Source organism: Candidatus Synechococcus calcipolaris G9 (assembly GCF_029582805.1).
GTDB classification, from domain to species: domain Bacteria; phylum Cyanobacteriota; class Cyanobacteriia; order Thermosynechococcales; family Thermosynechococcaceae; genus Synechococcus_F; species Synechococcus_F calcipolaris.
The window spans coordinates 121,863-144,495 of sequence record NZ_JAKKUT010000002.1; the positions used below are offsets into that span (position 1 = coordinate 121,863).

Consider the following 22,633-nt stretch of genomic DNA (forward strand, 5'->3'; position numbering starts at 1 on the left):
GGTTCACGGAATATCAACAAAACCAGATAGACCCAGAAGAATTAATACACAGGCCGCAGAAAATTCAAGTTTATTCCCAACCATGGCTGGGCTGTAACTCATCAGTTGGCGGCCAAACCAAAAGCCACCGCCAATAAAAAGCAGACTGGATAAAAAACTAAAAATGGTTGCACCTAAAATATTTAAGCCTGCTAAACTCGCAGCAACACCAGTGCCCACATTGGTGAGGGTCAACGCAAGGCCAAGGGCGATCGCCTCTGGGATGGTGAGCGGATTCAACCCCTTGGCGGGAAGGGTGGCCTCATCACCCGTTTGCCCATGTTGATTATGCTGAGTATTCTGTTGGCATAAACTAAACAATCCGGTCGTTCCCAGATAGATCAAAAGACCATTCCCTAGGTGATGGGCTAGGGTAAGGGGTAAGACCTGACTGACAACGCCGCCCAAGTGCATTGATAGGTAGGTGCTGATGCCTGAGAGCAGGGCGATCGCCAAATTTGCCGAAAAACGAATGGTGAGTTGGCGAACCCCATAAGCAATTCCAAGGGTTAAATTATCTAGATTGGTTGCCATGGCAAACAGACTACAGGAGATCACCAGTTCCATTACCATGATGGGATCGCGGATCACGGCCCCCAGTCCATCTATAGTCATTCCCCAGTTGTCCTTGGGCGTTCTAGGCCGGAGTCAGGGCTGCCACGGAAACACGCGCTGCCACCTGTTGGGCGATCGCCCGTAGTGCTTTAGCGGAGGCAGAGTCAGGATAGTTCAAGAGAATGGGTAAACCGGAATCTCCCCCCTCGCGCACGGCCGGTTCTAAGGGAACTGACCCCAAGAGGGGAACCCCCAGTTCTTCAGCGAGGGATTCACCGCCGCCAGAGCCGAAAATATCGTAGCGGCGATCAGGTAAATCGGGGGGAATAAAGTAGCTCATGTTCTCAACCAGGCCGAGAACGGACACCCCTAGCTGCTGAAACATTCTCAGGCCCCGCCGCGCATCTAAGAGGGATACGGATTGGGGGGTGGTGACAATGACCACACCCGCCATGGGCACAGCTTGGGCAAGGGTGAGTTGGGCATCGCCCGTTCCGGGGGGAAGATCCACGATCAGATAGTCTAGGTTGCCCCAATCGGTTTGGTAGAGAAATTGGCGAATAATACCATTCAACATTGGCCCCCGCCAAATCACCGGCTGATCTCGATCAATTAAAAAGCCCATGGAAACCATTTTGATGCCGTGGTTTTCCGCTGGCTCTAGAATATCGCCCCCGGCTTCTTTGCGGACTTCGACGATCGCCCCCTCCAGACCCAGCATCGTCGGCACATTGGGGCCATAAATATCGGCATCGATCATGCCCACGGCTGCCCCCGCTTCCGCTAGGGCCACGGCAATATTGACCGCCACCGTACTTTTGCCCACGCCCCCTTTCCCACTGGAAACGGCAATAATATTTTTGACACCTTTTAGGTCGGTGCGATCGGGGACGCTTTTTTGCTGGGGTGTTTCGGCGGTGACATCCACGGAAATATGATTTACGCCGGGGAGGGTCTGGATTGCTTTTTTACAGTCTTCAACAATAAATTCCCGCAGGGGGCAGGCAGGGGTGGTGAGAACAAGGGTAAAGCTCACGTTCCCATCGGCGATCGCCACATTGCGGATCATATTGAGTTCGACGAGGGAGCGGCGCAGTTCCGGATCCTCCACCGGCCGCAAAACCTTTAGAACAGATTCAATACTTAAAACCTCTGCCATAGATTCCCCTTACGTCACCTTGGCGATCGTACCATTTAGCAGAAAACGCGGTGCTGTAGGCAGGGCATTTGTTGGCGAACTTGCTCTAAACGAGTGGGTTCAATGGCGGCAACGGCCACACCAGGGCGATCTCCGGCATCGGCCAGAATTGTCCCCCAGGGATCCACAATCAGGGCATGGCCATGGGTTTGCCGCCGGGCATAATGTTCTCCCGTTTGGGCTGGGGCCAAAACATAGCAGGTATTCTCGATCGCCCGAGCCTGTAATAACACCTGCCAATGATCCTTACCCGTGAAGGCGGTGAAGGCGGCGGGTACAAATAGTACCATTGCTCCGGCCTGGGCTAACCCCCGGTAGAGTTCAGGGAAGCGGACATCGTAACAAACGGAAAGGCCAATCCCGCCGAAGTCCTTAGATAGATAGACCTCAGGGAGTTGGTTGCCCGCAAGAACCGTACCTGATTCGTGGTAGATATTGCCGTCGGGTAAGTCTACGTCAAATAGATGTACCTTTTGGTAGCGGGCTAGATCTTCACCATTGGGGCCCACCAGCAGAGCCGTATTATAGACCTTATTGTCGGTGGCAGGAACCGGATAGCCGCCTCCCAATAGGGTGATTTGAAACCGCTGGGCCATGCGATGGAGAAATTTCTCACTTTTCTCGGCGATCGCCGCCGCCTGAGCCACCTTTACGCCATCATCCCCTAAAAATGGAAAATTTTCCGGCAGGCCAACTAACTCAGCCCCTCGCTGGACCGCTAGTTCAATAAACTCTTCTGCCTGGGCCAGATTTTGATCAACATCCGGCAAACTGGTCATCTGAATAACAGCAGCAAGGTAGGGCTTCATTGGAACGTGAATAATAGTAGCCCTTTATTTTAGTACGGTTGAATGCAAGCCATCAATACAGATCACCATTGATCCAATCGTGGGATGGGTTGATTTTTTACAAACTTGAGGGGCGATTATTTAGATTCTCCATCTGCCGGCGGAGAATAGGATTGCGGTGGCTGGGCAGTTCATTCTCACGAACCTGCCGGAAGGCTAAAAAGGCGACGGTTAATAAGCTAAGATTAATCATCAGGACAATCAATAGCTTGCCTGTACCACAAACGGGCTGACCTTTGGGCAAAATCTGCCTAGGACGGACAAAGGATTTAATTATTTGACTGTCCATGGAACAACTCCTTATATAATGAATAATTATTAATATAGTCATGGCCGCTTTTAGGCTAAAAACGTAACGTTTAGGCCTAAGGTTGCTTTTTCGGTTTAGGGTTACTTTTAGGTTTAGAGTTAAAAGTCTCATCCTATTCCTTATTGGCCGCAGTCTATCATTCACACCTAGGAACCCTAGAGTTCCTAAATATTTCTTAACTCAAATGTCAACAAACCTTGATTTACAGTTCGCCAATTCTTAACTCTGTGGAGAGGGATGTTTGTCTGCCCGCGGAATGGTATCCCCACCGCGCCTGTTGGTTAGCCTTTCCCAGTCACGAAGAACTATGGGGGGTAAGTTTAGGTGAGGCCCAGCGGGAGTTTATTGATCTGTGCCGGGCGATCGCCGATGTGGATCCCCAGACGGGCCATTGTCGGGGTGAGCAGTTAAAAATCTTAGTCCTAGATAATCAGGGTAAGTCCCGGGCCTCTCAGGCTTTGGCAGGCCTCAATGCCGAATTTTACATCTGTTCTTTTGGCGATATTTGGCTGCGGGATACGGCTCCCCTCATGGTCTTCAATCACCAGGGAGATCGGGAAACCCGCTGGTTTCAGTTCAATGGCTGGGGGGGAAAGTATTCGCTGCCTGGGGATGGGGATCTGGCGCAGCGGGTGACAAACATTCTGGGCTGGCCAGGGAAACAACTGACCCTTGTCTTAGAAGGCGGTGCGATCGAAGGGGATGGCCAGGGGACGTGCCTAACGACAGAGCAATGTTTACTCAATCCCAATCGCAACCCCCACCTGAGTCGTGGCGAGATTGAAGCAGAACTGAAAAACGGCTTGGGATTTAAGAAAATTCTTTGGCTTGAATCCGGCCTCCTCAATGATCACACCGATGGCCATATTGACACCCTGGTGCGCTTTGTCGGGCCAGGGAAGGTCGTCTGTATGGCCGCCCAAACCGAAGCAGACCCCAATGCCGCCGTTCTGAAACACATTTACCAAACCCTAAAAAACCTAAGGGATGCCCAGGGGCGATCGCTGGAGGTGGTTCAAATTCCCTCACCAGGCTTAGTCTGTGATGCCCAGGGAAACATTTTGCCCGCCAGCTACGTGAACTTTTATATTGGCAATACCACCGTCGTAGTTCCCACCTATGGCAGCGACTTTGATCAGCCGGCCGTTGCGGCGATCGCCCAGTTATTCCCCCAGCGACGTACCCTGGGATTGAGTGCCCGTACCATCCTGGAGGGGGGCGGTGCGTTCCATTGCATTAGTCAACAGGAGCCATGAGAAACTTAACGGTTGCGGCCATTCAAACTCGTCTGAGCGATGCAGCGGATCTGAATATCCAACGCATGGGGGATTGGATTCGCCAGGCCCATAGCCAAGGTGCCCAGGTGATTTTGCCCTCAGAGCTTTTTATGGGACATTATTTCTGTAAGGAAGAACGGGCGGATTTTTTTGCACGGGCCCATCCGGTAGATAACCATCCGGCGATCGCCCATTTTCAGGTCCTGGCCGATGAACTTCAGGTGGTTTTACCCATTTCCTTTTTTGAGAAAGCCGGCCCCACCTACTACAACAGTGTGGCGGTGATTGATGCTGACGGTGCGATCCTAGGAGTTTATCGTAAAAGTCATATTCCCGACGGCCCCGGCTATGAAGAGAAATTTTACTTTCGCCCTGGCAATACGGGCTTTCGCGCCTGGAAAACTCGCTATGGCTGCATAGGGGTGGGTATTTGTTGGGATCAATGGTTTCCTGAGGCGGCCCGGGCCATGGCTCTCTTGGGGGCAGAAATTTTGATGTATCCCACCGCCATTGGCAGTGAACCCCAGGAACCGGAACTCGACACCAAAGATCCCTGGCAACGGGTGATGATCGGCCATGCCGTCGCCAATAGTCTGCCCGTCGTTGCTGCCAATCGTACCGGAACGGAAGGCTCTCAGTCTTTCTATGGCAGTTCCTTCATTGCAGATCCCCGGGGAGATAAATTGGCCGAATTGGGCCCGGATCAGGAGGGAGTGATCCTCGCCACCTTTAACTTAGATGCCCTAGAATCCCGCCGTGCTAGTTTTGGCTTCTTTCGCGATCGCCGCCCAGATTTATACCAAATTCTCCTGACGGCTGAGGGCGCGGGCCAACAGTCCCCACCATCGTTTTTGTCATGATCGTTAATTGGACATGATCGTTAAATTGACCCTGGACGGCATAGCACAGTTGCGTAACTTTTAGTTAACTTTACCAATATCTACCTGTGACACTTGCTATTCTGGAATTATCGGCCTAGCGACGCGATCGCCAGCCAGGGACATCCATACTCAGGGAGTGAAGCCATGAAAGCCTATTTTCGTCAAGTTCAGACGGTAACATCTTCCCTGGTTTCTGTCCTAGCTATTTTGTCCCTGGGTTCGGCGGCCTTTGCCCGTCCCCTTACCCCGCCCTGGCGATCCGTATCTCGATCTCGCCCCGCCCCAGTTTCCCAGGTGTCCTCTCCTAGTTCTGCCCAGGAAACCCCCAGTGTGGTGGCCCTAGAGCCAAAGGATCCCCTATCCAGTCCCTTCCCCCTGCCGTGGAACTGGGTCGAGGAAGCCCACACAATGGCTTGTCACCATAATCAATCTTTTCAGCATACATTGGATTCCCAGCGATACCTATCACCGGATGGTACGTATGCGGCATCTGCTACCTTTGAACTCATTAGCCATCCAGAAGCCCATCGCCAACAGTTAACCAGTATCCTGGAAATTACCCACTTAGCCAGCGGTGAGCAGGAGCGATTTGAAAGTATTGCTACTGTTCCCCGCGACTATTTCAATGACTTACCCCAGCGTGGTAGTACCGAAGGTCTGATTGCGGTTCTCATGCCCATAGGTTGGTCGGAAGGGGGCGATCGCCTACTCGTGCGCCAGTTCCAAGGAATTTTCTCCTCAGATTTTGCCTCCGATGGTGCTTGGATTTGGGAACGGGACTTCGGCCACATTGCCACGGTCTATCCCACAGTCGATGACTATGATTTTGCGGTGCTGTTGGGCTGGAGTAGTGAACACCGCGATCAGGTACTATTTCACACCCAACTGATGGGAAATCCCCAGGGCCATACTTGGGCCGTGGATATTCACGGTGATACCTTAGCCGCCCAAGATGTACGTCCTCAACTAGAGGGCTATTCGTTCAATCTCGAGTGGTAGTGAACCTAAGCCCTAGCCCTAAATTCAACGTCAACCCTGAATTACTTCACCGCCCACCAAAGGGTAGGGCCAATTGATCCTTGGGATCGCTATTGGCTGCACCACGGTTAGAAAGTGTGCTAGGCTGGGAGCCTTGATTGGCGATCGTTTCCTGTAAGCTCAGGATGGCTTGACGGTAGGATAGATCCCCTGGAGTTGTCCAGAGTTGGGGATTTTTCTGTAGTTCCTGCTGTTGCTCCTTACTGAGGGGAACCAAAATATCTGGGACAATCCCTTTTTGGCTAATGTCCGTTCCCTTGGGTGTGTAGTAGTGGGCAACGGTGACGGCTAAACCAGAGCCATCGGTAAGGCTATGGATGGATTGGACAAAGGCCTTGCCGTAGGTGGTGTTGCCGACAATAATGGCCCGTTTATGATCCTGGAGTGCGCCAGTGAGAATTTCACTACTACTGGCAGATTGACCATCCACTAAAACCACTAGGGGTAAATCCGTTAGGGCTGATTGGGTGGCGGTGGACTGCTCACTATGGCCACCGCGATCGACCATGCGTACAATGACCCCCTGATCTAACCATAGTCGGGCAATATCAATCCCTGATTGCAACAGTCCCCCTGGATTTCCCCGGAGATCCATGACAAATCCATGGACATTTTCGGCTTCAAGGCGGCGAATCGCCATGCGAACTTGCTCCGTGGCATGGGAGGTAAATTCACTCAGGTAAATATAGCCAATTCGTTGCCCTCCCTCTTCTTTGACTTGATAGCGCACCGAGGGAATCTCAATCACGGCCCGAGTTACCACTAAACTAAATTGGCCCCGATTGGGTCGAAATAGTTGCAGTTTAATGGGAGTACCTGCCTGCCCCCGAATGCGGTTGGAGGCCTCTTCTAGGGACATTTTGCTCGTGGGTTGATCGTCAATGGCTAGGAGGCGATCGCCCGCTTGAATACCTGCCTGGATTGCCGGCGAGCCATCAATGGGTTCCACAATGGTCAGTTGCTTGGTGTTTTGATCTAACCCTAGGCGAATGCCAATGCCCGAGAGTTCCCCAGAGGTTTGGGTCGTTAAGGCATTAAATTCCTGGGGTGTCATAAACCGAGTATAGGGATCATTCAAGAGTTTGAGGCTGTGGCGAATGGCCCGGTAGGCCTCTTCCTGGGAGCTATAGTGACGATTAAGGAGTTGTCGGCGGACGACTTGCCAATCTACCTGATTAAAGGAACCATCGACGTAATGGCGATCCACCAGTTGCCAAACCTCGTCCACAATCTCCTTAGGACTACTGTGAAGGGAAGCAACGGCCACATCTCGTGGTGGCAGAATCATACTGGTCGAAGATAAGGCAAGAGTCCCTAAAACAGCCCAAGAGCGGGTCACAAGTGATTTAGAAAGCAGTGGCATGGTAGTCGGTGGGGGAGGGGAATGGGTGGAAAATGGGGCGGAGAAAGGACGGCGTAAACCCTGAAATGATGCAGATGGAATGAACTATAGCTTATTTATTCTGTCTGTGGCTGTGATCTGGGCAGGGCAAGGACAAGACTTAAGAAATATTTACTTTTTGCTACTCTGTAGATAGATCAGACCGATGGAGCAGGCAACATAGATCAGTACCTAGGAATTGCGATCGCCCAGAAAAATAGCTTACCCCAGGGTTTCTTGCCCGCCCGATCCCATGAGTGTGGGGATACACAAGGCGATCCTCAGCACTTTTTGTCGCTGAACTAAGAATCCTTTGACTTTAGTCGGTAGGAATGTCAAGTAACTTAATAGTTAGGTTAGCTCTCTTTCGGCTTTAATAGATACGATCTGTTTAGTAACCTTTTGGGGAGATCTAGCCCATTGCCCCCATGGTGCGTTTGTCATTCAGTTTAGGAGTCAAGGTTGTGGCTGAGTCCCGCCGCCCCCGCAAAAAATTTCGCCTTCCAGCCCAAGGGTGGCCATTAGCCGGGAACTATCAGGTGATTAGTTCAGCCTCCGTAGATTTAATCTGGAAAAAAATCGTGAATTTAGCGGATGTGTCCTGGCATCCTCTGATTGTGCGAACGGATATTCCCTACGGAATCATGCCGAAACCGGGGTTGATTTTCCAAGCGGTCAGTCGCCGCATTCCCTGGCCCATTCAAATCTTTGTTGAGCGGGTGTCCCCTGGGGAATTACTGAGCATTCGCATTTTACTGCTGCCTGGCGTAGAAGAACGAGTCACCTACCGGGTGGAGTCGAGTGTCTGTGGAACCCGCATTTCTTGCTCGGTGATGTTGCGGGGATGGTTAGCTCCCCTGATTTGGTCGTTGATTCAGGATTATGCCGCCGCAGTGGCCGCTCGATTGGCGATCGCCGCTGAAAAGGAACCACCTGGAGCAAAACCTCCTCCCGATACCTGTTTAGGATTTTAGAAAACTAAAATTATCCCTGAAAAATTTTCGGATCAAAGATCTGACGCAGGGCATTGTAGTAGGGAGCTAAAACACGGGTATCCAATTCCGGCGATCGCTCCTGAAACTCCTTACCCATCAGATGCACCATTTGATACACCAATTCCCAGTTGACATTTAGGGAAGGATAGAGCATCAAGCAAAGGGGAAACAGTTCGTCTTGCAGGGCATCCAGCTTTTGCTCCAGCAGACAGACCCATAGGTAGATCTGAAACATTTCCACATCCCGGATACTGGAGGTACGCACTGAAGGTTGGCTCAGCGGGCCACTATAGCAACGATGGCGTGGATATAACTCAATCACCCGCTGACAAATTGACCGAGCGATCTCCGTACTCTGGGGCAAAAGGTGGCGCACTAATTTTAGGGCTGGGGAATCATAATCTTGCTCTGCGGCCGCATCGTAGGCCCGATGGAGGGGCATATAGAGGTGATCGTCAATGACTTTGAAATAGTTGGCGACGATATCCTTCTGACTGGCGGGAGCACTCTGGAGCAGAAACAAGCCCGTGTGGTGAAACTGCATGCTCACAAAGCCAATCACCCGTGGATCCGTTGCCGTATATTTGCGGCGAATGTCACCGATTGCTGGCCCCAACTTCACCGCAAGGCGACGCACATCTTGACCATCTCGATACAAATGTAACGTTTTTTGATAGGTTGCGTGAATATCCTTAGAAATCTCCCAGGGATCCACTAACTCACTGGCAATGCCGTGGCGAATCATTTCCTGACTCAGAAATCCCTCTGTCCGTTGCCAGGCCTGCACGCTGGCATTCCGTAGCTCCGCTAGTAGGTTTTGACTGACGACCGTGGGATCGTCCTCTTTCTTAGTGGCTGAATCTAGATTTTGAATGTAACGTTTCGCCCAAGCCTGGGCCAGACTTCCCATGGAGACGGTATCTGGAGCCATCAGGTCAGGGGTACAAGAGGTATCTAAGAGCATAGTTGGGAATACTGAGTGAATTGTGTACTTATGTTAAGTATTGTATCGCATTAATAAAATCCATGCAAGCCAGCGCAATGTAGTAGCAGGGCAAACGCATACTAATTTTGACTATCCTGGCGATCGCTCTATGGTTTAATGAAGTTCAGTCAGAAGCATGGACTTTTCTTTTCATGAATTTATCCGATGCTCGCATACTCGTTATTGGTGGGGCAGGCTTTATTGGTTCCCATGTCGTGGCGGAACTGTTAAAAACAGATGTGAGGGAAGTCCTCATCTATGATAATTTTGCACGGGGAAAGTATAGTAATCTTTCTCCCTATTTAGATGATCCCCGCTGCAATATCTATGCCAATGGGGGGGATATTCGGGATTTAGACTTGCTCAATGACGCCATGGAGGGCATTGATGGGGTTTGTCATCTGGCGGCAATGTGGCTCCTACACTGTAAAGATTTTCCACGGACGGCGTTCCATGTCAATATTGAAGGCACATTTAATGTTCTGGAAGCCTGTGTCAAACATCAGGTTAAACGCCTAGTCTATTCGTCCTCAGCTTCAGTCTATGGCGACGCGGTGGATGTTCCCATGACTGAAACCCATCCCTTTAATAATCGCAATTTCTATGGAGCCACAAAGATTGCTGGTGAGGCAATGGCTCGCGCCTTTTACGATCGTTATGGCCTTAGCTATGTGGGCTTACGCTACATGAATGTCTATGGCCCCCACCAGGATCAGACGGCAGCCTATACAGGGGTGATTCCCATTATGCTGAATAAGATTGATGCCAATGAGGCTCCCATAATTAATGGAGATGGCAGCCAAGCCTACGATTTCATTGATGTGGAAGATGCAGCCCGCTGCAATGTGTTGGCCCTAGAGGCAGAGGTGAGTGATGAATTTTATAATGTGGGCACAGGGGTTCAGACCAGTATTCGGGAGCTATGTAATTTAATTCTCAAATTAAAGGAATCTCCCCTAGAAGTTACCTATAAGCCCTACAGTGCTGATGATGCACGGCGATTGGTGCAAAATCGGATTGGCTGCCCTAAAAAAGCGGCCCAAGAGTTAGGCTTTACCTATCGCTATTCCTTGGCTGAAGGCCTGCAAAAGTTGATTGACTGGCGTGATGCCCACCACGAGTAAGAGTTATGGAACATCCTCCTATTCCGATTGCCTTACCTAGTACGGGGGAAGAGGAATGGCGATCGCTGCGAGATCCCTTAATGAAGGGTTGGCTCACCCAGGGGCCACAGGTTGCGGCCTTTGAACAGGCTTTTGCTCAGCGGCATCAGACCAAACATGGGATTGCCACGACCAGTTGTACCACCGCTCTCCATCTGATTTTAGTCGCCCTAGGGATTGGCCCTGGCGATGAGGTAATTGTGCCTGCCTTTACCTGGGTCTCTACAGCTAATGTAGTGCGTTACTGTGGGGCTACGCCAGTACTTGTAGATGTAGATCGGCAAACCTTTAACTTAGATATTTCCCAGGTGCAGAACAAACTAACAGTACGAACTAAAGCAATTATGCCGGTGCATTTATTTGGTCGCTGTGTGGATATGGATTCCCTAGAAGCGGTGACACCAGGGATTCCCATAATTGAGGATGCGGCCTGTGGGGCGGGCAGCCTATATCGGGGGAGATCGGCGGGATCCCTTGGTTTAGCTGGGGCATTTTCATTTCACCCTCGCAAGACCATCACCACTGGCGAAGGGGGCATGATCACCACCAACAATGATGAGTTGGCAGAAACCCTCCGTATTTTACGGAATCATGGAGCCAGTATCTCAGAAGAGCAGCGGCATCTAGGCCCAAGACCCTATATTTTGCCTGATTTTAATTTACTCGGCTTTAATTATCGCATGACAGATCTACAGGGAGCGGTCGGGTTGGTGCAATTAGGTAAATTAGATCGATTGATTGCAGAACGGGAGGAATGGGCAGGCTTTTACCAACGGGAATTAGCAGAACTGGACTGGTTGCGTACTCCAGAGATTCCAGCGGCAGATCGATCTGGCTGGCAGGCCTATGTTTGCTATGTGGATGAAGCAAAAGCACCCATGGCCCGTAATCAGATAATGGAGGCTTTACAATCTCAGGGCATTAGTACCCGTCCTGGAACCCATGCCGTGCATTTATTAGGTATTTATAAAGATGAATTTGGCTTCAAACCGGAGGATTATCCTGCGGCTAGGGATTGTGATGCCTATTCAATAGCCCTTCCCCTCCATAATCGGATGGAATCTGCGGACTATCACCATATTGTCAAAACATTAAAAAAACTATGATGCAACTCAATTCCAAAATATCTTCTCATCAAGTAGATATGATGTACGATGAGAGCATTTCGATAGAAACACAACAATATTGGTGACAATATATTTATTTACTTTTTGCAATAAGAAAAAGATAATTTCTCTCTCTACCTACTACCTAAATCTTTATTGTGATTTGTTCATTAAGCATGATTATTGGAAATAAACAGATATTAATTTCTGCTCTTGTCGGTTTTTTCTTAGGATATGGTTCCCTAGCCCTTGGTATTATGTTCGATCGCCACCAGTGGCAGCAGTTAGAGCACGCCTCTAAAGAAATTAATGAACGTTCTAGTCATCTGGCTCTCAATGATCGGGAAATACAGGTGATTCCTGCCTACGAGGCTAATGCAGAAATTCTTCAATATGCTTTTACGGATGAAATCATTGATACAGAGATGCTTTATGCATCAATCATGACCTTTGATGATATTCAATCTTTTAATTCTAGTATTTTTATAAATGTGGATAATTTTGAAAGTGCCTATAAAAACCTAACTATTCTCAATATTAATCACCGCATGTTAGATCAGGGGAAAACCCCACTTTTAGAGATTAAGTTCTCATTAGAAAATCAAACTTATTATGCCTATGCCTATGGTGAAATATCTAAACATTGTGGCGATCGCCCTGTGGCCTCACTTATTATCCCAGGGAGTGGCTTAAATCAGTCCAGTGCTATTTACCACCAAGATCAAGAGAATTATCATTATGGCATTATCGAATCTCTTGACAGTATTGATGGAGATACGTTTGTTTTCATCAAGCCTAATGAAGATGGTTTAGCTTGGCATAATGGCGAATATAAACTGAATAATGATTTCATTATTAATTATCATTTAAATCGCGGTAGTTCCTATTCCGCTAGCTATATTGTTCAAAGTTTAGCAATAATGAAATACTTGAATGAATGTTATGAAACAACGATTGTTGCAGGCTTATCTCAGGGAGGAGGAGCAACGCTTCTGAATGCACTACAATCAAGACCAGATATTGCCATTGTCGCTTCTGGTCATAGTGTTTTAATGAACCAGTTTGAGTGGTCGGGCCATAATCAAATTATTATTCCTACAGGTGTTTATGGACGAGTGACCGATCCCGATCTCATTACTCAAAAATTAAGGGTATTACCAACTCAGTTTCTTTTCACCTACGGTAAAGATGAGATAGGTTTATTTAAGATTGAAGCAGAGGAAGAAGTCACGTGCCAGCTACTATACACCCTGGAGAATGTAACGTGCTTGATCCATGGAGATGGCCATATCTTTCCCCAAATAGAGATTAAAGAGTTTCTAAGTCAATTTTTTTAGGATGGACAAGGGAACAAAATGTGTGGGATCACGGGACTTCTGAATTTCAACCATGAACAGATTTACGCAGACGTATTGAAAAAAATGACCGATGCGATCGCCCGCCGTGGCCCAGGACTATACTTAAGAGGAGCGTAATGTACCCAAGGGGGTAATAATGCAAGCTCCTGCGCCTATCCTCTCACTATATGAGGTTGACTTTCATGCCTGGACAGAGCAACAAGCTGAGGCCCTAAGGTCTGGGCAGCTAAACCAACTGGATATTGAGAACCTGGCGGAGGAGATTGAATCCTTGGGAAAGCAGCAGCGGCAGGAACTTGAAAATCGTTTGGGGGTTTTATTAGGGCATCTCTTGAAATGGTACTATCAACCTGAACGACAATCCGTTAGTTGGTTTTGTACTATTTGCCATCAACGAGAAGAAATTGCATTGCTGATTAAAAGAAATCCTAGTCTCAAACCTTACCTAGAGGAAGCAATCGGCATTGGCTATCGTAAGGGTTTATATCTTTTTGCTAGTGAAACGGGTCTAAATCCGCAAACAGTCTTCCAAGCCTGTCCCTTCTCCATTCAGCAAATTTTTGAGGAGCCGATAGATTTTCCTGAACTCTCACCCACGAAAAATTATGACAAGTAAGAATATAAAAATCTAGAATACTGAACAAGTGGAGAACCATTCATAAATGTGTGGGATCACGGGCCTTTTAAATTTCAACCATGAACAGGTTTCCGCAGACGTATTGAAAAAAATGACCGATGCGATCGCCCACCGTGGCCCCGATAGTGAAGGTGTTTTTATCGATGGGTGTGTTGGTTTAGGCCATCGGCGTTTGGCTATTTTGGATCTTTCGGCGGCCGGCCAGCAGCCCATGGTGAGTGCCGATTATCGGTTTATTTTGAGCTATAACGGTGAGGTTTATAATTACCAAGAGTTGCGATCGCAGTTAGAAGAACGAGGCTACTGGTTTCGATCTCAAACAGATACAGAGGTAGTGTTATATGCCCTTGTGGAATGGGGAGTCACAGCCTTTGATTTCTTTAATGGCATGTTTGCCCTAGCTCTCTGGGATCGAAAGGAAAAAACGTTACTATTGGGGCGCGATCGCTATGGCATCAAACCCCTGTATTACACAACCCTGGGAACAACATTTCTCTTTGGCTCCGAACAAAAAGCAATTCTTGCCCACCCCACCGCTAAGCCTGAACTGGATAAAGAGGCACTCCTAGAATATTTTACATTTCAAAATATTTTTACTAATCGCACCCTGATCAAGGGGATCAAGTTATTACCAGCGGGCCATTATGGTCGTTTACACTTGGCTGAATCACCGGAATTGAAGCTCAGTCGCTATTGGGATTATCGTTTTCGGGAACCCGATGGCCATGTGGATCTGCGGGAGTACCGCGAAGAGTTGGATCGACTCCTTCAGCAAGCGGTGAATCGGCAGCTAGTGGCAGATGTGGAAATGGGAGCCTACTTGTCTGGGGGCATGGACTCAGGAACATTGACGGCCCTAGCTGCGCGGCAATTACCCTATATTAAAACCTTTACCTGTGGTTTTGATTTAAGTTCCGCGTCTGGAATTGAACTGGCCTTTGATGAGCGGGTAAAAGCGGAAGCTATGTCAGCCCGATTCAAAACTGAGCACTACGAAATGGTACTCAAGGCCGGGGACATGGAGCGGTGTCTACCCAAACTTGCCCGACATTTAGAGGAGCCACGGGTGGGACAGAGCTATCCCAATTATTACGTGGCCCAGTTAGCCAGTAAATTTGTTAAGGTAGTCTTATCCGGTAGTGGGGGTGATGAACTCTTTGGCGGCTACCCCTGGCGGTATTATCGGGCGGCTAAAAACCAAGATTTCGAGCATTATATTGATCAGTATTATCTCTATTGGCATCGCCTAGTGAGTAATTCTGATTTAAGACGCATATTTGCCCCAGTGTGGTCAGAGGTCAAAGATGTGTGGACGCGGGATATTTTCCGAGATGTGTTTGCCACCCATGATAATGCCCTGGATTGTCCCGAAGATTATATTAATCACTCCCTGTATTTTGAAGCTAAAACCTTTTTACATGGTTTGTTTGTCGTAGAAGATAAACTAAGTATGGCCCATGGTTTAGAGAGTCGAGTTCCTTTCATGGACAATGATTTGGTAGAGTTTGCCATGGGATGTCCTGTTGAGTTTAAACTCAATAATTTAGTTGAGGTCATCCGGATTAATGAGAATGAACCAGGGAATAAACCACAAAAATATTTTCAGAAAACCAATGATGGTAAACAAATTTTACGAGATGTGATGGAGCGATATATTCCCACTGAGATTACCCAGGCTGTGAAACAGGGGTTCTCATCCCCAGATGCAAGTTGGTTTAAGGGAGAAAGCATTGAATTTGTAAAACGCTGTTTGCTGGATTCCAACGCCCATATTTATCAGATTCTAGATCGTCAAGCGGTGAGTTTACTGATTGAAGAGCATTTAGAGGGAAAACAAAATCGGCGATTGTTAATTTGGTCGTTATTAAATATTGAGCAATGGTTACAGGAGTTTCTAGGAGGAGTTCTCTAAGTAGAGTTAGATATGAGTGATACGCCAATGCCATTATCCCTTTATCAAAAAGATTTTTATGCTTGGACTCAGGAGCAATCCCATGCGCTAGCAGGGCAAAATTCTGAAAATTTAGACTGGAAAAATTTAGCCGAAGAAATTGCAGATTTGGGAAATCGACATTATGATCAGTTAAGCTATCGTTTAAGCATTTTAATTGGTCACTTACTTAAATGGAAATATCAGCCTAATATTCAAAGTAATTCCTGGAAAGCAACTATCCGTGAGCAACGCCGTAAAATCATACGATTACTCCAGCGTAATCCAGGATTAAAGAACCGTTTGGAAGAAGCATTTGCAGAAGCCTGGTTGGATGGTCGGGATTTGGCTATTCGTGAAACTGGATTAGATGATGGAGCGTTTCCTGAAGACTGTCCGTTTTGTTTATCACAAATTCAAGATGACCATTACTGGCCCTAGGAAAATAAATGAATATTGTATTTATTGGAGCAAGTCAGTTTGGCCTTCGTTGCCTTAATAAGATTGTTGAATTAAATTGTTGCAATATTACTGGTGTTGTCACAGCACCTGAGACTTTTTCCATTTCCTATCGCCCTGAAGGTGTTACAAATGTTTTATACGCAAATTTTTACAACTACTGCCAAATTCATAAGACCAATTATATTCAAATTAAGAATGGAATGAACGACTCCACACTCTTTGAAGTTGTTCAATGCTGGAAGCCTCAGATGTTTATCGTTTCAGGCTGGTATCATAAAATTCCTAAGGTATGGCGTAAATTAGCACCTGCCTATGGACTTCATGGATCATTATTGCCTGACTACAGTGGTGGTGCTCCATTGGTATGGGCAATAATTAATGGAGAGAAAAAAACAGGCATTACATTTTTCCAACTAGAAGATGGTATTGATAATGGGCCTATTGTGGGGCAAAAAAGTGTAGAAATTGATGCCGAAGATACAATTAAAACTTTATATCAGCGTGTTGAAATTTTAGGTCTTCAGCTTATTGAAGAGTATATTCCAGAACTCATTCAAGGATCAGCAACTCTCATGCAGCAGGATGAAACAAAACGTAGAATTTTTCCACAACGCTCTCCAGAGGATGGACTTATTAACTGGGAGTGGACGGCAACTCAAATTTATAATTTCATTCGTGCTCAAACCCATCCTTATCCTGGAGCATTTACCATGTTTAATGGAAACAAATTAATTATTTGGAAGAGTCGCTTAGTAAATGATATTTATGAATCAGATGACTTAAAAACCGGTGAGGTTTTACAAGTAAATGGATCATTTTTTGTACAAACAGGAAGAGGAATTATTGAGCTGCTAGAAATTAATTATAATGGGAATGATATTTCTAAGAATGAAATTGACATAAATATTCCTAAAGAAACTATATTCTATAGTTAAAATAATGCTGTAATAATAAAAAACAAATGAAATTCAGTCAAATGAGTAAAATAAAACTAGAAATAGAAGTAACTTGGCAAAATCGTATTTTTCAACACTTCTTTATTAATACATCTCAGATAATTAGAAACTGAATACAATGAAGATAGGTTTTTATGGTGGTTTAGCCAACAACACATATGTGGCAGCAAAGTCATTTCATCGACAAGGTATAGATGTTGTATATATCAGAGATATTGTAGATACTTTTCCTTTTAGTCAGCCTGTTTGGGAAGATGTATCATTCACTCTGTCTTATGAAGATATATCTAATTGCCATTTTACACGACAAAAATGGACTGAAATAGAAGAAAAACTTGGCTGGCAATTACCAGAATATATGCTTGACCCAAGTAAAATAGATGGAAAACTAACAGAGTATTATCAAAATAACCTTATTCTAAATTTCTGGTATTTACGAAAATCTGAATATAGAAAAAAAATAATTTTAGCGATGCAGTCAGTTGACTGTTTAATTGTTTGTGGTATTGAAGCAACAATATTGGCATGGGCATCAGGTAGACCATATATAATATGGCCACATGGGGGAGATATTCGCTTCGCTTCTGATTTTGATCAAAAATGGACATCAACGTTAAATAATATTAAGAAAGAATTACAAAGATATGTTCTAAAAGAAGCATATAAAAAATGCTTGTGGATTGGTTCTCACGATCCAACAGGAATCGGTGGTCATGTTACTCCTATCAACTACTCCATTGAATATTTTCCTCTACCATTGAAAGGAAAGAAAAGATTACCTAAAAAAGAACGCTCAAATAAATTAAAACAGTGTCTAGAAAAACTGCAAATTAACGTGTCAGAAAACAGCTATTGTGTATTTATACCATCCCGTATAGACTACTATTGGAAGGGAACAGATCGTTTACTTGCTGCTATAGAACATATCCAGCCAAATAATATACATTTTCTTTTTAGTGGTTGGGGTAAAGATTATTACAAGGCTAAAAATAGAATGAAAGAATATAGTTGCTGCACATTTATGCCCTGTGCTATTTCCAAGCCCATTCTTTACGAATTATTTTCCTCCGTCGATTTGGTAATAGATCAATTTTGCTTGGGAACCTATGGAACATCTGCATTAGAGGCTATCAGCGTAGGAACACCAGTTATGATGTTTATTAAAAATGAAGCATTTGCTCACAAAGAATGGTTGCCACCACCTGTTTTAAATGTTAAATCCGCAGATGAAATTACTAAGTTCTTAATCAAGATTGATACGGGATGTCTTGATTTTGATTTCTATAGCTCTGAGATTACTCGGTGGTTTAATAAAACGCATAATGAAACTATTGCCGTTTCTAAAGTTTTTTCTAAGATTGAAGATTCCTTAGCTGCTCTATGAAAAGCTACCTTCATAAAATTGAACCTCTCTCTCCACTAATTAGATGCTGGCCCTATCCTTATCTTGCAGGACTATCATTATCTAATGATGCAGAATTTATGAGTTTTGATTTTTTTGATACATTAATGAAATTCTTGAATACTAAAACTTTAACTCCGTTAGGAAAAGGTTTAGGACTAGATATTTCTTCTAGTTTTTTCTTTTATTCTGCTCATCCGTATAATTTTTCTTACTTTGATGGACATAATATAAATGCTCCCTGTAAAGATTACTATTCTAGAATAAATGAATATTTACAATCAGGATGGTTGGATACTATTCACGCCTATGGTGACTTTGATACTGTTGGTGGTTTTTCTAGAGCACATGCTATTCGATGCTTTGACATACTTGCCAATATTGGGGTTTCTATACCCATTTTCACTAACCATGGTGGAGTTGAAAATATTCAAAATATTGGCCGAGATGCACTGTATCATCAAGGAGATATTAAGCACAGTCAAGCATATCATGCAGATTTGTTAGCTCAACATGGCATACGTTATGTTTGGACAGATTCAATGTTGACACAGCAAATAGAGAAACAGAGAATAAATTTACGTTTACGGTTGTCTTTGATAAAAAAAAGCATTTTGAAAAAAAAGATGCAAAAAAATACAGCTTACTTTATTGAGTCCAATGATATTTCCTGTCCTATTAAATTACAAGATGAATCTATTTTTATAGGCTTTCAGCGTTTTCGTTCAACTGGTAAAAACGCTCCCAATCTTTCCTCATTAGCTTATCAACTACATCAAATTCCCTGGTCGGATTTTTATAAATACCATATGGGAATTATATTTTATCAACACTTTGGTGTAATCTATCGCAATGCTGGCAAATGTTTTCCTGCAACAATTGATGCTATCAAGGAACATCCAGAAACCTATTTAACCCCATTTTATTTTTTGAAAAATGAGAAAATATCAGGTAAACTCTGGATAGCCTCACTAGAAAGCTTTCTTAATTACGTAAGCATGATCAGAACAACTACAGTAACTCAAGAAGTTGATGGAGTTTACTGCCTGCATAATGAAAATTTAAAAAATTGCTTTAATGTAATGGAAGCTCAAAAATATTACATGGGGCTAACAATTTATATCGATCCATCAAAGTCTATACAAATTAAATCGGAAAATAAAAAATTAAAAATTGATTATAATGGCCCTGATGAAATGGGACGTTATTCTTGTACAGTTTCCTTTTTAAGGAAAAATAATATATGGTTATAAATAGTCAACATTCTGGTTTTAAATTAATTAAAAGACTATTGATTCTTTCGATTCCTATAATATTTTTTTTTCTTGGGTTATTTATAGGTCATTATAGATTTGCTTCATTTATAGAACTCATAAACCTTCATAGATTGAAAGTAAATACTCCTACAACTAATCAAGTGAAGTATCCACATCGTCCAAACCTTAATGTTATTAATGACTCGGATATATTGCTTTATAGTGATTTACTCTCAAAAAATCAAGAATACAAATTTAAGTACAAGGAAATCTTATTAAATGATTTTGCTTACGATATAGGACTTGATTTCCCAAATTCCTGTTCTTCCATGCAATATAAGTGCTTGATAAATAACGAAAATATTTTAGCGGCTTATATTGATAAATTGCACATGTCTCCCACTGAAGAAGCTGTACTGCTTATTCATGGAAATTCTCTTGTTCCAGATGATTTTTTTAATGACCATGATAAATTTTATTCAAACCATATAGGATTGTTTCTGTTTCAAAAACAATTTGATGTTGTTGCTCCTTATGTAACTCATAATTCACGTTTTCAAAATGCTAGAAGACGATTAGCTTCACGTTTTCAGCAATCATGGATATATCTTGATATACAGAGGCTTAAAATTATTTTGAAGGATTTAGCTACCAAGTATAAAACTATTCATATAATTGGAACATCATACGGTGCATATCTTGCTGGAAATTTAATACTTGATCTTCAAGAGTCTAAATCACTTTTAATAGACCAATTAGGATTAGTTTTATGTATTGAAGGATGGGTTGATGAAAGAAGTTATTATACAGATGAAAACAACTTGTTTGCATGGAACTGGGAAATGGTTTTTCCTGGAATTTCTCGAGAAATGATGATTTCTGCCTTTGATTTTCCTTACTTTATGGTTGCGTATGGAACAAATCAAAAACAATTCTATAATAATGTATACAATGAAGTAGAAAGTTATTTTCCAAATAGAATCATTCAATATGAAGGTGGTCACGAATTTAATGCAGCTGCAATTAATATTGCATTCTCAAAATACAGAACTCACTTAGAAAATAAAAATAAATAGTAAAAAAATGAGTTATCTTCAAAAAATTATAAACCTACATGAAGCTATTACATTGGCTGGATGGAATATTCCTGCAGAAATCTTGAACTGTCTTTCACCTTATGAACAGGAGTTCATGGGAATTGAACTGACTGGTAATCGAAGCCTAACTTATTATGAACAACGTTTAAAAAACTTAGGATTTACTCAACTAGATACAGTTATCGATGCAGGATGTGGAATCGGACAGTGGTCAATAGCTTTGTCCAAAATGAATTGGCAGGTTAAAAGTATTGATATAAATACAGGTAGACTTCTGGTAGGCCAATACTTGGCTCAAGCTATGAAAGTTGACAATATCGAATTTCAATATTCATCATTAGAAAATATGCCTTTTCCTGAGCAATCTGTAGATGGTATTTTTTGCTATGGGGTATTTATGTTTACTCAGATGCCTATTGTCATGAAAAAGTTTTCTCAAGTATTAAAACCTGGAGGTAGGCTTTACCTTAATGCTAATTCTTTGGGCTGGTATTTTCATTTATTATTGGATCGTGGCTTTAAGCAACGTAATTATGGGCTAGTCAAAACTACTCTGAGGATGATATTTAGAACGATCACTGGCAAGAAGCAGAATATTGTTGTTGGTCAAAAATGGTTGAGATTTCTATTAGAACAGCATGATTTTTCTCTTACTGAAATAGGTCCAGAAGGAAGTATTATGATTCATAATGAAGGTTCATTAAAAGTTATACCTGCATATTCAGATAGTTTTTATGGGTATCCTGCAATCATTGAAGTTCTTGCAATTAAAAAGCCACGCATATCATAGCCACTTAATTTTATATTATAATATGTGGATAAAAAATATCAAAAATAAAATGAACTTTATTCGTCAATCTAAATTACGAGAAGAGTTAAAAAGTTATATAAAACCATGTAATAGTCTACTCTATGCATATAAATGTTACAAAGGAGGGGTAAATCGTCTCCATGCGATTAATAACGAAAATATTGTAGTTAACAATTTATCGTCAGATATTATCCAGTCTCCTGGTTATGTAATAATTGAGCGTTCAGTTTATGATCTAACAGAATCTGGGCTTTATCGTTTTTATAAACTGAATACTTTTAATGAGCAACGAATTGTTGTTAAAACCCCCTTTGATATTTTTAATTTTATTGGTTATCTTTGGGAATATGGGTTTTTAGATTTCCTGTCTTCTGAATTACAAATTGAGCGTCAAAAACTAAAACATGGAGTTATTACAGCTGCTTGTAGTGATCTATCCCGATTGGCCGCTATGTTATTAAATCAAGTGGGTATAGAAACGCGACTTGTTGCATCAGCAACCTTGGAGTCTTGGAATGGATTTGATGATGGACACACATTTTTAGAAATTAAGAATGACTTTGGAGAATGGATTGTATATGACCCTAGTTTTTCAGTTTTGTTTTATTTAAAGGAGCAACCTACAAATCTAATTAATATATGTAAATATCTTAAACACAATAATGTGACGTTACATCTCTTACCCGCAAATCGTGGTCATTCCCATTTTATAAATCAAGGCTATGATTATGGCTTTTGGGTTGATGAACGCAACATCAATAAAGAAGCATTACTCGAGTGGTACAAGCATGTTATTCAAGTGCCAATTATTATTGGTTTAAGCAAATATGAATTTCCTGCTACTTTTATCTCAAATAGTGATTTAAAAAGATTTTTATTAAAAAACTATACGCCCTTGTCAGATGATAAATTTTATCAGTTATACTATCCATAATTACTGTAATGAGT

Annotated in this window: 22 protein-coding genes; 16 read left to right on the forward strand and 6 right to left on the reverse strand. The window is 43.6% G+C overall.

Annotated elements, in window-relative coordinates:
* Positions 1-3: 3 nt before the first annotated feature.
* The 4 genes from L3556_RS03290 to L3556_RS03305 form a co-directional block, all read right to left on the reverse strand.
* Positions 4-654: an MntP/YtaF family protein gene (locus L3556_RS03290; protein WP_277865886.1), complete on the reverse strand. Its 651-nt coding sequence runs from the start codon at positions 652-654 to the stop codon at positions 4-6.
* Positions 655-676: 22 nt separating this feature from the next.
* Positions 677-1,753: an Mrp/NBP35 family ATP-binding protein gene (locus L3556_RS03295; RefSeq protein WP_277865887.1), complete on the reverse strand. Its 1,077-nt coding sequence runs from the start codon at positions 1,751-1,753 to the stop codon at positions 677-679.
* Positions 1,754-1,788: 35 nt separating this feature from the next.
* Positions 1,789-2,601: a carbon-nitrogen hydrolase family protein gene (locus L3556_RS03300; RefSeq protein WP_277865888.1), complete on the reverse strand. Its 813-nt coding sequence runs from the start codon at positions 2,599-2,601 to the stop codon at positions 1,789-1,791.
* A 97-nt stretch (positions 2,602-2,698) separates the two neighbouring features.
* A complete protein-coding gene (locus tag L3556_RS03305; RefSeq protein ID WP_277865889.1) occupies positions 2,699-2,929 on the reverse strand; it encodes a hypothetical protein in 231 nt (76 codons plus the stop codon).
* A 218-nt stretch (positions 2,930-3,147) separates the two neighbouring features.
* Between L3556_RS03305 and L3556_RS03310 the strand changes: the two genes are divergently transcribed.
* From L3556_RS03310 to L3556_RS03320, 3 genes are all read left to right on the forward strand, one after another.
* Positions 3,148-4,206, forward strand: coding sequence for an agmatine deiminase family protein (locus L3556_RS03310; RefSeq protein ID WP_277865890.1), 1,059 nt, complete (start codon positions 3,148-3,150; stop codon positions 4,204-4,206).
* Positions 4,203-5,087: an N-carbamoylputrescine amidase gene (aguB, locus tag L3556_RS03315; protein WP_277865891.1), complete on the forward strand. Its 885-nt coding sequence runs from the start codon at positions 4,203-4,205 to the stop codon at positions 5,085-5,087. Before L3556_RS03310 ends, aguB begins: the two co-directional genes overlap by 4 nt.
* 165 nt (positions 5,088-5,252) lie before the next feature.
* Positions 5,253-6,107: a hypothetical protein gene (locus tag L3556_RS03320; RefSeq protein ID WP_277865892.1), complete on the forward strand. Its 855-nt coding sequence runs from the start codon at positions 5,253-5,255 to the stop codon at positions 6,105-6,107.
* Positions 6,108-6,153: 46 nt separating this feature from the next.
* On the opposite strand, the gene L3556_RS03325 is transcribed toward L3556_RS03320, so the two are convergent.
* On the reverse strand, positions 6,154-7,434 hold the full coding sequence (locus L3556_RS03325) for a S41 family peptidase (RefSeq protein WP_277865893.1): 1,281 nt from the start codon (positions 7,432-7,434) through the stop codon (positions 6,154-6,156).
* Positions 7,435-7,991: 557 nt separating this feature from the next.
* On the opposite strand from L3556_RS03325, the gene L3556_RS03330 reads away from it, so the two are divergent.
* The gene (locus tag L3556_RS03330; RefSeq protein ID WP_277865894.1) at positions 7,992-8,501 is read left to right on the forward strand and encodes an SRPBCC family protein; all 510 of its coding nucleotides are present in this window, start codon (positions 7,992-7,994) and stop codon (positions 8,499-8,501) included.
* Between the two features lie 10 nt (positions 8,502-8,511).
* Here L3556_RS03330 and L3556_RS03335 read toward each other — a convergent pair whose 3' ends face one another.
* Positions 8,512-9,486, reverse strand: coding sequence for a hypothetical protein (locus tag L3556_RS03335; RefSeq protein WP_277865895.1), 975 nt, complete (start codon positions 9,484-9,486; stop codon positions 8,512-8,514).
* A gap of 173 nt (positions 9,487-9,659) precedes the next feature.
* Between L3556_RS03335 and L3556_RS03340 the strand changes: the two genes are divergently transcribed.
* The 12 genes from L3556_RS03340 (at position 9,660) to L3556_RS03395 (ending at position 22,619) form a co-directional block, all read left to right on the forward strand.
* Positions 9,660-10,631, forward strand: coding sequence for an NAD-dependent epimerase/dehydratase family protein (locus L3556_RS03340; protein WP_277865896.1), 972 nt, complete (start codon positions 9,660-9,662; stop codon positions 10,629-10,631).
* 5 nt (positions 10,632-10,636) lie between these two features.
* Positions 10,637-11,776: a DegT/DnrJ/EryC1/StrS family aminotransferase gene (locus tag L3556_RS03345; protein ID WP_277865897.1), complete on the forward strand. Its 1,140-nt coding sequence runs from the start codon at positions 10,637-10,639 to the stop codon at positions 11,774-11,776.
* Between the two features lie 176 nt (positions 11,777-11,952).
* Positions 11,953-13,113, forward strand: a complete 1,161-nt coding sequence (locus L3556_RS03350; protein ID WP_277865898.1) for a hypothetical protein — start codon at positions 11,953-11,955, stop codon at positions 13,111-13,113.
* A 157-nt stretch (positions 13,114-13,270) separates the two neighbouring features.
* A complete protein-coding gene (locus L3556_RS03355; protein ID WP_277865899.1) occupies positions 13,271-13,750 on the forward strand; it encodes a DUF29 domain-containing protein in 480 nt (159 codons plus the stop codon).
* A gap of 46 nt (positions 13,751-13,796) precedes the next feature.
* A complete protein-coding gene (gene asnB / locus L3556_RS03360) occupies positions 13,797-15,683 on the forward strand; it encodes an asparagine synthase (glutamine-hydrolyzing) (protein ID WP_277865900.1) in 1,887 nt (628 codons plus the stop codon).
* A gap of 12 nt (positions 15,684-15,695) precedes the next feature.
* Positions 15,696-16,142 (forward strand): DUF29 domain-containing protein, encoded by a 447-nt coding sequence (locus L3556_RS03365; RefSeq protein ID WP_277865901.1) that lies wholly within the window; start codon positions 15,696-15,698, stop codon positions 16,140-16,142.
* Between the two features lie 8 nt (positions 16,143-16,150).
* On the forward strand, positions 16,151-17,098 hold the full coding sequence (locus L3556_RS03370; RefSeq protein ID WP_277865902.1) for a methionyl-tRNA formyltransferase: 948 nt from the start codon (positions 16,151-16,153) through the stop codon (positions 17,096-17,098).
* A gap of 139 nt (positions 17,099-17,237) precedes the next feature.
* A complete protein-coding gene (locus L3556_RS03375; protein WP_277865903.1) occupies positions 17,238-18,503 on the forward strand; it encodes a glycosyltransferase in 1,266 nt (421 codons plus the stop codon).
* A complete protein-coding gene (locus L3556_RS03380) occupies positions 18,500-19,774 on the forward strand; it encodes a hypothetical protein (protein ID WP_277865904.1) in 1,275 nt (424 codons plus the stop codon). The genes L3556_RS03375 and L3556_RS03380 overlap by 4 nt, the downstream gene beginning before the upstream one ends.
* Complete coding sequence (locus tag L3556_RS03385) at positions 19,765-20,853, forward strand: hypothetical protein (protein WP_277865905.1); 1,089 nt, start codon at positions 19,765-19,767, stop codon at positions 20,851-20,853. Before L3556_RS03380 ends, L3556_RS03385 begins: the two co-directional genes overlap by 10 nt.
* A gap of 7 nt (positions 20,854-20,860) precedes the next feature.
* Positions 20,861-21,664 (forward strand): class I SAM-dependent methyltransferase, encoded by an 804-nt coding sequence (locus L3556_RS03390; RefSeq protein ID WP_277865906.1) that lies wholly within the window; start codon positions 20,861-20,863, stop codon positions 21,662-21,664.
* Positions 21,609-22,619, forward strand: coding sequence for a transglutaminase-like domain-containing protein (locus L3556_RS03395; RefSeq protein ID WP_277865907.1), 1,011 nt, complete (start codon positions 21,609-21,611; stop codon positions 22,617-22,619). Before L3556_RS03390 ends, L3556_RS03395 begins: the two co-directional genes overlap by 56 nt.
* Positions 22,620-22,633 lie beyond the last annotated feature (14 nt).